The following is a 7,372-nucleotide window of genomic DNA, read 5'->3' as shown; positions in this document are numbered from 1 at the left end:
CCGTCCGCCCGGGGCCGCCGGGGGGCTAGAAGCCGCGGTTCCGTTCCCGTTCTTCGACGTACGCGTTGTACGCGGCGACCTGTGCCCGCCGCGCCACCCGCTCCACGGGCCGCAGCGCCGCTCCCCGCGCGGCCATTTCGGCGGCGCTCACCGCGCCGCCGTGGCCGTCGTAGGCCAGGTCGACCAGGAGGCCGATCCGCTGGGCCAGCTCCAGGACGCGGACCGCGCGCGGCGGGTAGCCGGGGGCCAGGACCTCGCGGCCGGCCTCGGCGCGGGCGCGGTAGGCGTCGCGGGCGGCCTCCGCCGCCGGGCCCGCCGCGGCGACGTCCAGGCGGGTCAGGACCGTCGTCGCCTCGCGCAGCGCCTCCGCCAGCTCCCGCTCCGCCTCGCCCAGCGACGGCACGTCGGCCGGCGGAGCCTCCCGTACCGGAAGGCAGTGCCACACCACCTCCACGTGCACGTCCCCCGCCGGGCCCGCCTCCGACACCTCCGGCACCAGCCCGTACGGCGCGCCGAAACCGACCACCGCCTCCTCCGCCTCCAGCGCCCGCGCGTTGAACTCCGGCGGACCGCTCAGCCCCAGCGGATGCCCCGGCGCCGGCAGCGCCACCCGCCAGCCGGACACGCCCAGCCGCCGCAGCCGCCCCAGCGCCAGCGTCAGCCCCACCGGCCCCGCCTCGCCCGGCAGCCCTTCCACGCGGTGCACCGCGTCCGCACCGACAATCGCCTGCGCCGCATCGTCCGGCGACACCGCCCCGGCCAGCAGGGCATTGCCCCAGGCGGCCAGACGTCCTGAACGTGGTTCCGAAAGCATGCCGTCAAGACTAGGGACTCCACGGAGCCCCCACGGCGCAATCCCGGCCCTCACCGAGCCCCCACGACCAGCCGCGGCCCGCCGGTGGCGTAGGTTTTCCCCTGGACGCCGCGCCCACAGGCGCAAGGCGACGAAGAAGACTCGACCGCAAGGGGAGACAACGCGCTCATGAGCGATGTACTGGAGCTGGTGGACGTATCCGTGGTCCGCGACGGACGCGCTCTGGTGGACGAGGTCTCCTGGTCGGTCAAGGAGGGGGAGCGCTGGGTCATCCTCGGCCCCAACGGCGCCGGCAAGACCACCCTCCTCAACATCGCCTCCAGCTACCTCTTCCCCACCAAGGGCAGCGCCACCGTCCTCGGCGAGCGCCTCGGCGGCGTCGGCACCGACGTCTTCGAGCTCCGCCCCCGCATCGGCGTGGCCGGCATCGCCATGGCCGAGAAGCTCCCCAAGCGCCAGACCGTCCTCCAGACCGTCCTCACCGCCGCCTACGGCATGACCGCCACCTGGCACGAGGACTACGACCCGGTCGACGAGGAGCGCGCCAAGGCCTTCCTCGACCGCCTCGGCATGAGCGACTACCTCGACCGCCGCTTCGGCACCCTCTCCGAGGGCGAGCGCAAGCGCACCCTCATCGCCCGCGCCATGATGACCGACCCCGAGCTCCTCCTCCTCGACGAGCCCGCCGCCGGCCTCGACCTCGGCGGCCGCGAGGACCTCGTCCGCCGCCTCGGCCGCCTCGCCCGCGACCCGTACGCGCCCTCCATGATCATGGTGACCCACCACGTCGAGGAGATCGCCCCCGGCTTCACCCACGTCCTGATGATCCGTCAGGGCAAGGTCCTCGCCGCCGGCCCCATGGAGACCGAGCTCACCTCCCGCAACCTCTCCCTCTGCTTCGGCCTCCCGCTCGTCGTCGAGCACGTCGGCGACCGCTACACCGCCCAGGGCCTCCCCCTCAAGTAGCCCCCGCGGGCGCCGAGTCCGCACAGCTGCGGCGCCCTGTCACACCGGACCCCACCGCCCTACCATGACCATGTGGACATCGACGCATGGATCTGGTGGCTGATCGGCGCGGTGGGGCTCGGCATTCCCCTCGTCCTCACCGCGATGCCCGAGTTCGGCATGCTCGCCGTCGGCGCGGTCGCCGGCGCCGTCACCGCCGCCCTCGGCTTCGGCATCGTCGCCCAAGTGGTCGTCTTCGCCGTCGTGTCCGTCGCCCTCATCGCCGTGGTGCGCCCCGTCGCCGCCCGGCACCGCGACGGCCGACCCGGACTCGCCACCGGAGTCGACGCGCTGAAAGGCCGTCAGGCCGTCGTCCTGGAACGGGTGGACGGCCAGGGCGGCCGCGTCAAACTGGCCGGCGAGGTCTGGTCCGCCCGCACCCTCGACTCCGGACAGAGCTTCGAACCCGGCGAACAGGTCGACGTCGTCGACATCGACGGGGCGACCGCCGTCGTGATGTGACCGAACCTCACCCATGACCCCCCGCGGTCTGGGAAACTCGATCATCGAGATCATCTTCCGGTCTCGACCCGGCAGCGAAGGGCACAGGGAGCACGATGTCAGCAGTCATCATCGTCCTGATCATTCTGGTGGTGCTTGTCTTCATCGCCCTGATCAAGACGATCCAGGTCATCCCCCAGGCGAGCGCCGCGATCGTGGAGCGCTTCGGCCGCTACACCCGCACGCTCAACGCCGGCCTCAACATCGTGGTCCCGTTCATCGACCGCATCCGCAACCGCATCGACCTGCGCGAACAGGTCGTGCCGTTCCCGCCCCAGCCGGTCATCACCCAGGACAACCTGGTCGTCAACATCGACACCGTCATCTACTACCAGGTGACCGACGCCCGCGCCGCCACCTACGAGGTCGCCAGCTACATCCAGGCCATCGAGCAGCTCACCGTCACCACCCTGCGCAACATCATCGGCGGCATGGACCTGGAGCGGACCCTCACCTCCCGCGAGGAGATCAACGCCGCCCTCCGCGGCGTCCTCGACGAGGCCACCGGCAAGTGGGGCATCCGCGTCAACCGCGTCGAGCTCAAGGCCATCGAACCGCCCACCTCCATCCAGGACTCGATGGAGAAGCAGATGCGCGCCGACCGCGACAAGCGCGCCGCCATCCTCACCGCCGAGGGCATCCGCCAGTCCCAGATCCTCACCGCCGAGGGCGAGAAGCAGTCCGCCATCCTCCGCGCCGAGGGCGAGGCCAAGGCCGCCGCCCTCAAGGCCGAGGGCGAGGCCCAGGCCGTCCGCACGGTCTTCGAGGCCATCCACGCCGGCGACCCCGACCAGAAGCTGCTCTCCTACCAGTACCTCCAGATGCTCCCGAAGATCGCCGAAGGCGACGCCAACAAGCTCTGGATCGTGCCCAGCGAGATCGGCGACGCCCTCAAGGGCCTCTCCGGCGCCTTCGGCAACGTCGCCCCCGGCGTCCCCGGCTTCAACACCAAGAACGCCCCGACCGCCGACATCCCCGCCCGCCGCGAGGAACCCCCGGTTGACTGACACGTACACGTAATCCCGCGATCTCGGGCATGATCGGCGCGAGCCCCTCGATCCCGCCGCACACGGGACGGGGAGGCGACTCACCGAACCCGTAAGGAGATGGCGTTGTCCATCTGGGAAATGCTCGCGGTCTTCGCGGCCGGCACCGCCGCCGGAGCCATCAACACCGTCGTCGGATCGGGAACGCTCATCACGTTCCCGGTCCTCCTCGCCACCGGCCTCCCACCGATCACCGCGAACGTCTCCAACACCCTCGGCCTGGTCTCCGGATCCATCAGCGGCGCCATCGGCTACCGCAGCGAACTCACCGGACAGCGCGCCCGCGTCCTGCGCCTCGGCACCACCGCCCTCCTCGGCGGCCTCGTCGGCGCCATCCTGCTCCTCGCCCTCCCCTCCGAGGCCTTCGACGCGATCGTCCCCGTCCTCATCGGCATCGCGCTGCTCCTCGTCCTCTTCCAGCCCCGCATCGCCGCCGCCGTCCGCCGCCGCCGCGAGGCCAAGGGCACCGAGGCCCACCCCCACGGCGGCGCCGCCCTCGTCATCGGACTCTTCCTCGCCAGCATCTACGGCGGCTACTTCGGCGCCGCCCAGGGCGTCCTCTACATCTCCCTCATGGGCCTGCTGCTCACTGACAGCCTCCAGCGCATCAACGCCGTCAAGAACATCCTCGGCGCCGTCGTCAACGGAGTCGCCGCCGTCTTCTTCCTCTTCGTCGCCGACTTCGACTGGACCGCCGTCCTCCTCATCGCCGTCGGCTCCACCATCGGCGGCCAGATCGGCGCCAAGGTCGGCAAGCGCCTCTCCCCGAACGTCCTGCGCGGCGTCATCATCGCCGTCGGCATCATCGCGATCCTCCAACTCACCCTGAAGTGAGCCGACAACGCGGTGGGGCCCGCTCCGACCAGGAGCGGGCCCCACCACATCGAGGACGACGTACGCCCTACAGACGACCTACGCGGCCTGCGCGGCCAGCCAGTCCGGCAGCGCCGAACGCTCGGCCGCCTTCAGCGCCAGCAGCATCGCGTCCGCCGGCGTCGGCTCGAACGGCTGGTGCAGCAGCGGCATCCCCGCCTGCTCCGGCGTCCGGTCCGCCTTGCGGTGGTTGTCCTCCGCGCACGAGGCCACCGTGTTCAGCCAGCTGTCCCCACCGCCCTGCGCCCGCGGCACCACGTGGTCCACCGTCGTGGCCCTCCGCCCGCAGTACGCGCACCGGTGCTGGTCCCGCACCAGCACGCCCCGCCTCGACCACGGAGCCTGTCTTCGGAAGGGCACCCGCACGTACCGGCAGAGCCGGATCACCCGAGGCACCGGCATGTCCACGGCGGCGGCACGGACCCGAAGACCGGGGTGTTCCTGCTCCACGACGGCCTTGTCCTGCAGGACAAGCACCACCGCACGGTTGAGTGTGACCGTCGAAAGCGGCTCGAAGCTCGCGTTCAGTACCAGCGTGTCCCGCATTGTGCCCACCTCCCGTGTGCCGGCCCACCCCCGTGGCGGGCTTGGATCAACTCTGGCCGGGCGCGCCGGGTAGGACAACGCAATATCTGCGCAAAGAAAGATGCCCGCTTCTGATCTCTCCAAGACCAGAAGCGGGCAAACAACAGGCGAACGATCAGCCCTACGCGGGGTTCTCGTACTCCGCCACGAGCTGGGCACGCCCCAGCGTGTGGAACCGCAGATTGAAGCCGACCGCCGCCGGCGAGGCGTCCGCGTCCGGACCCAGCTTCTCCTGGTCCACCGCGTACACCGTGAAGACGTAACGGTGCGGACCGTCGCCCTTCGGCGGCGCGGCCCCGCCGAAGTCCTTCGACCCGTAGTCGTTACGGGCGTGCACGGCACCCGCCGGCAGCCCCGCGAACGACCCCGAACCCGCACCCGCCGGCAGCTCCGTCACGGACGCCGGAATGTCGAACAGCACCCAGTGCCAGAACCCGCTGCCCGTCGGCGCGTCCGGGTCGAAACAGGTCACCGCGAAGCTCTTCGTCTCCGCGGGGAACCCCTCCCACCGCAGATGCGGCGAGGTGTTCCCCTCCGCGTACACCTGCGCGTCCGGCACCACACCACCATCCTGGACGTCGTCGCTCACCACCGTGAACGACGCCACCGGCGGGTGGAAGTCATGGGGGAGCGGTGCCCGCTTGCCCTCGGCCACGTCTGAACCTCCGTCTCGCTGACCGGCCTTGCGGAACCGAGCCTAAGCCCGCTCCTACAGCCAGTTGCGACGCCCGCCGACCTCGGCGAGCCACTGGTTCAGATAAGCGGCCCAGTCGGTGGTGTGGAAGTCGTGCAGCCCCACCGTGAACGCCCGGTACGAGTCGCTGCCCTCGACGAACAGCCCCGGCTTCTTGTCCATCTCCAGGACGACGTCCATCTCCCGCTCGTCCGCGACGAAGCTGACCTCGACCTGGTTCAACCCCCGGTACTGCTGCGGCGCGAAGAACTCGATCTCCTGGTAGAACGGCAGCCGCTGCCGCGTCCCGCGGATGTGCCCGCGCTCCATGTCCGCGTTCTTGAAGCGGAAGCCCAGCTGGATGAAGGCGTCCAGGATCGCCTGCTGCGCCGGCAGCGGGTGCACGTTGATCGGGTCCAGGTCACCCGAGTCCACCGCGCGGGCGATCTCCAGCTCCGTGGTCACACCGATGTGCATCCCGCGCAGCTGCTGCCCGGCGATCGCGGTCACCGGCGTCTCCCACGGGATCTCCAGACCGAACGGCACCACGTGCACCGCCCCGGCCTGCACCTCGAAGGCACCGCCGAGGCGCACCTTCACGAACTCGATGTCCTGCTTGTACTCCTGGTCGTTGCCCTCGACCTCGACCCGCGCCTGCAGACCGACCGACAGCCCCTCGATCTGCTGGGCGACCGAACCGCCCTGGATCCGCACCTCACCCTGCACGACACCGCCGGGAACGACGTTCTCCTCGGAGAGCACGGTCTCCACCGACGCCCCGCCCGCACCGAGACTGGCGAGCAGCTTCTTGAATCCCATGTCCTGCGTCCTCTCCCTGGATGCTCCCAGGTGGTCCTGGATGGTCTGACCCCTACATACGCGCAACGAAGGTAGCCGGTTCCCCGTACCCTCGGACGCCATGAGCGAGAGCCCCGACCGTACGCCGCTCCCGCGGAGCTTCTTCGACCGCCCCGTCCTGGAGGTCGCCCCCGACCTGCTGGGCCGCACCCTGGTACGGAATTCCCCGGACGGCACCATCGAACTGCGCCTCACCGAGGTGGAGGCGTACGCCGGCGCGATCGACCCCGCCTCCCACGCCTTCCGCGGCCGCACCCCGAGAAACGCCGTCATGTTCGGCCCGCCCGGACACGCGTACGTCTACTTCACCTACGGCATGTGGCACTGCCTCAACCTGGTGTGCGGCCCCGAGGGCGAGGCGAGCGGAGTGCTCCTCCGCGCGGGTGAGATCCTCACCGGCGCGGAGCAGGCCCGGAAGCGACGCCTTTCGGCCCGTTACGACTCCGAGCTCGCGAAGGGTCCGGCCCGCCTGGCCACCGCCCTCGACGTCGCCCGCTCCCTGAACGGCACCGACGCCTGCGCCGGCCCTGACTCCCCCCTGAGCATCCTCACCGGCACCCCACCCGCCCGTGACCTGGTCCGCAACGGCCCCCGCACCGGAGTGGGCGGCGAAGGCGCCCCGCACCCCTGGCGCTTCTGGATCGACGGCGACCGCACCGTCAGCCCCTACCGCGCCCACGTCCCGCGCAAGCGCCGCCTTGACTCTCGCGCAACAGATGCGTAATGTGGCCCGAGCCGCTTGAGACGGGCAGTGCTCATCGAAGCCTCCCGGGAGCGGCCATCCACTTCCTTACAACGATCTCCTACCGGGGCTCATTTCGGCATGCCGGAATTTGTTCCGAAGCGGCTCGATTATGAGCCGTCAAGGGAATCCGCTAAAGTAGTGGACACGCCGGAAGGCCTCGAAAGCGAAAGCAATCGGGACCGGAAAGCACCGAGGAAATCGGGTCGGAAAGATCTGATAGAGTCGGAAACGCAAGAACGAAGGAAGCGCCCGGAGGAAAGCCCGCGAGGGTG

Annotated in this window: 9 protein-coding genes; 5 read left to right on the top strand and 4 right to left on the bottom strand. The window is 70.4% G+C overall.

The genetic code is table 11. The features are described from left to right. Window positions 1-25: 25 nt before the first annotated feature. Complete coding sequence (locus tag ACIGW2_RS16465; RefSeq protein ID WP_391655339.1) at window positions 26-814, bottom strand: hypothetical protein; 789 nt, start codon at window positions 812-814, stop codon at window positions 26-28. 168 nt (window positions 815-982) lie between these two features. Here ACIGW2_RS16465 and ACIGW2_RS16460 point away from each other — a divergent pair, with 168 nt between their 5' ends. The 4 genes from ACIGW2_RS16460 to ACIGW2_RS16445 all read left to right on the top strand — a co-directional run bounded on the left by ACIGW2_RS16460 (window position 983) and on the right by ACIGW2_RS16445 (window position 4,200). After that, window positions 983-1,780 (top strand): ABC transporter ATP-binding protein, encoded by a 798-nt coding sequence (locus tag ACIGW2_RS16460; protein ID WP_356062870.1) that lies wholly within the window; start codon window positions 983-985, stop codon window positions 1,778-1,780. Between the two features lie 72 nt (window positions 1,781-1,852). Next, window positions 1,853-2,281, top strand: a complete 429-nt coding sequence (locus tag ACIGW2_RS16455; RefSeq protein ID WP_356062873.1) for an NfeD family protein — start codon at window positions 1,853-1,855, stop codon at window positions 2,279-2,281. A gap of 95 nt (window positions 2,282-2,376) precedes the next feature. After that, a complete protein-coding gene (locus tag ACIGW2_RS16450) occupies window positions 2,377-3,327 on the top strand; it encodes an SPFH domain-containing protein (protein WP_265865978.1) in 951 nt (316 codons plus the stop codon). A gap of 99 nt (window positions 3,328-3,426) precedes the next feature. Beyond that, complete coding sequence (locus ACIGW2_RS16445; RefSeq protein ID WP_399844158.1) at window positions 3,427-4,200, top strand: sulfite exporter TauE/SafE family protein; 774 nt, start codon at window positions 3,427-3,429, stop codon at window positions 4,198-4,200. 78 nt (window positions 4,201-4,278) lie between these two features. Here the strand turns inward: ACIGW2_RS16445 and ACIGW2_RS16440 are convergent, their stop codons facing one another. The 3 genes from ACIGW2_RS16440 to ACIGW2_RS16430 form a co-directional block, all read right to left on the bottom strand. Next, window positions 4,279-4,785: an HNH endonuclease gene (locus ACIGW2_RS16440; protein WP_356062879.1), complete on the bottom strand. Its 507-nt coding sequence runs from the start codon at window positions 4,783-4,785 to the stop codon at window positions 4,279-4,281. Window positions 4,786-4,945: 160 nt separating this feature from the next. Further along, complete coding sequence (locus tag ACIGW2_RS16435) at window positions 4,946-5,479, bottom strand: YbhB/YbcL family Raf kinase inhibitor-like protein (RefSeq protein WP_391655342.1); 534 nt, start codon at window positions 5,477-5,479, stop codon at window positions 4,946-4,948. 54 nt (window positions 5,480-5,533) lie between these two features. Further along, complete coding sequence (locus tag ACIGW2_RS16430) at window positions 5,534-6,316, bottom strand: sporulation protein (protein WP_361590245.1); 783 nt, start codon at window positions 6,314-6,316, stop codon at window positions 5,534-5,536. Between the two features lie 100 nt (window positions 6,317-6,416). Between ACIGW2_RS16430 and ACIGW2_RS16425 the strand changes: the two genes are divergently transcribed. Then, entirely contained in the window at window positions 6,417-7,079 is a 663-nt protein-coding gene (locus tag ACIGW2_RS16425; RefSeq protein ID WP_399844155.1) for a DNA-3-methyladenine glycosylase, read from the top strand. Window positions 7,080-7,372: the final 293 nt, after the last annotated feature.

It is taken from the genome of Streptomyces sp. NPDC053541, assembly GCF_044544705.1.
Lineage (GTDB): Bacteria > Actinomycetota > Actinomycetes > Streptomycetales > Streptomycetaceae > Streptomyces.
The sequence above is the reverse complement of the archived record's forward strand: the minus strand, read 5'-3'. Positions and strand labels throughout refer to the sequence as shown.

Excerpts from the sequence above, each read along its gene's own strand:
- ACIGW2_RS16440 (WP_356062879.1), bottom strand. The coding sequence starts at position 4,785 with ATGCGGGACACGCTGGTACTGAACGCGAGCTTCGAGCCGCTTTCGACG.
- ACIGW2_RS16445 (WP_399844158.1), top strand. The coding sequence starts at position 3,427 with ATGGCGTTGTCCATCTGGGAAATGCTCGCGGTCTTCGCGGCCGGCACC.
- ACIGW2_RS16430 (WP_361590245.1), bottom strand. The coding sequence starts at position 6,316 with ATGGGATTCAAGAAGCTGCTCGCCAGTCTCGGTGCGGGCGGGGCGTCG.
- ACIGW2_RS16450 (WP_265865978.1), top strand. The coding sequence starts at position 2,377 with ATGTCAGCAGTCATCATCGTCCTGATCATTCTGGTGGTGCTTGTCTTC.
- ACIGW2_RS16425 (WP_399844155.1), top strand. The coding sequence starts at position 6,417 with ATGAGCGAGAGCCCCGACCGTACGCCGCTCCCGCGGAGCTTCTTCGAC.
- ACIGW2_RS16460 (WP_356062870.1), top strand. The coding sequence starts at position 983 with ATGAGCGATGTACTGGAGCTGGTGGACGTATCCGTGGTCCGCGACGGA.
- ACIGW2_RS16465 (WP_391655339.1), bottom strand. The coding sequence starts at position 814 with ATGCTTTCGGAACCACGTTCAGGACGTCTGGCCGCCTGGGGCAATGCC.